The organism is Rathayibacter tanaceti (assembly GCF_001634385.1).
Classification (GTDB): Bacteria; Actinomycetota; Actinomycetes; order Actinomycetales; family Microbacteriaceae; genus Rathayibacter; species Rathayibacter tanaceti.
The window spans coordinates 1-1451 of sequence record NZ_LIIN01000252.1 but is presented as its reverse complement, the minus strand read 5'-3'; the positions used below and the strand labels follow the sequence as shown (position 1 = coordinate 1451).

Genomic DNA, 1451 nt, shown 5'->3' with positions numbered 1-1451 from the left:
GAGAAGTTGCCTGGCGGGCGAGGACCATGACTGGCAGGTTGAAAGTAGGCGCCATGTGCGTTCGAGGGCAAGCTGTTGTCCCGTCGGTGAAAAGCTACGGCCCCGTGCACACGCGGTCCGGTCACCTACTCGACTGTTTTGCTGCAGATACGAACCGCGAGTTATCCTTTTCTTAGACGAAGCCAGCGGAGTGCGTTCGGCAGGAGTGCGCAAGAGGGACGCGCTTGCGCGCCCAAGCGTTTCAGGTGCTTTCGCGGTGAGGTGGCAGCGGCCGTTCTAAGGGGCATGCGGTTCTCTGTGTCGGCGATTCGAGAGCGCGGGCACTGTCTGGACGGTGAGCTCAACTTATCCGTGCGAGGCGACCGTCCGATGATGGACTACATGAGGTGTGCGTCGGACGGAGGTTACCTCGACAGGGCGACGGATCCGAAGGACGGAAAATTGGGGCTGACGTAGTCCGTCACGGTGAGCGTATTTATCGCCGGCATCGTGTGCGCCGCGGGAATCGTGACCTCTTGGTCCGGCTGCGCCGGATCCAGGGCAGCGATGTCAAACGAGTAGCCCGCAGTGTCGACCCAGGCCCCGGAGTCGTCCTGCTCCAGGGCGCCCTCCTTGAGCTGGAGCCGCAGGTTGGTCGAATGGCCGGTCGAGAATCCAGTGAGCGTCGCCCAGGTCGACCCGTCCGAACGGCGCTCGATCAGAACCGAACCGGTCGTCTCGGTCTGCTGGCTCACGAAGTCGCCCCGCAGGGGGAGCTGCCGCTCGAAAGCGCTCAGGGTGGGAGCATCGGTCTTTACAGGATCGGATGATTGTGCCGGGTTAGTGTTCGTTGCTTCAGCCCCAGCCGATGACAGCCCGCCTCCCGTCGGCGGGCTACTGCAACCAGATAGCAGAAGTAGGCCGACGAGCACCCCTGCACCCCAGGTTATCGTGAACTGGTTTGTCCCCATCGTTCAAGAGTAGCGTAGTGACCACCGTGGCGTGCGATGGTGGTATGTGAAGGGCAGCCGTACGGCTCTCCTGTCAATCCACAGAGCGGCCAGGAGGATCATCTCGATGGAGGCGTGCTTTCCTGGCCTCACACAACCCAAATCCCTGGTGCACGAGGCGGTCGGAGGTCACGCAATTGGCCGGGTCAGCGCGGCATGGCTACTCTACAGGCTATATGCAACTCGCTTGCTTTTCGTTTGTGATCAACGACAGTGCGGAACGTGCGAGCAAGCCTCTGCGGATCGGTGACGAGGTATGCCGCAGGATCGCCGGCGTTATGGAGGCTTATGCAAAACACGTTTGGAGGTGATAGATCCGGGAGGGTTGTTCAGCTGGCTGGTTTGAGAAAGTCGAGCCGTATGACTGCTGAGCCGGTCAGAGCGAAGGTGGTCGTCGGTCATTGGTGGTCGGAGTGCAGGATTCTCCAGTTCTTGAGGTGGGCGATGGCGCGTTTGATCTGG

At 61.1% G+C, this 1451-nt stretch carries 1 protein-coding gene; it reads right to left on the bottom strand.

The annotated features are described in order from the left end of the window. Window positions 1-404 precede the first annotated feature (404 nt). Window positions 405-734 (bottom strand): hypothetical protein, encoded by a 330-nt coding sequence (locus ACH61_RS15435; protein ID WP_068213759.1) that lies wholly within the window; start codon window positions 732-734, stop codon window positions 405-407. Window positions 735-1451: the final 717 nt, after the last annotated feature.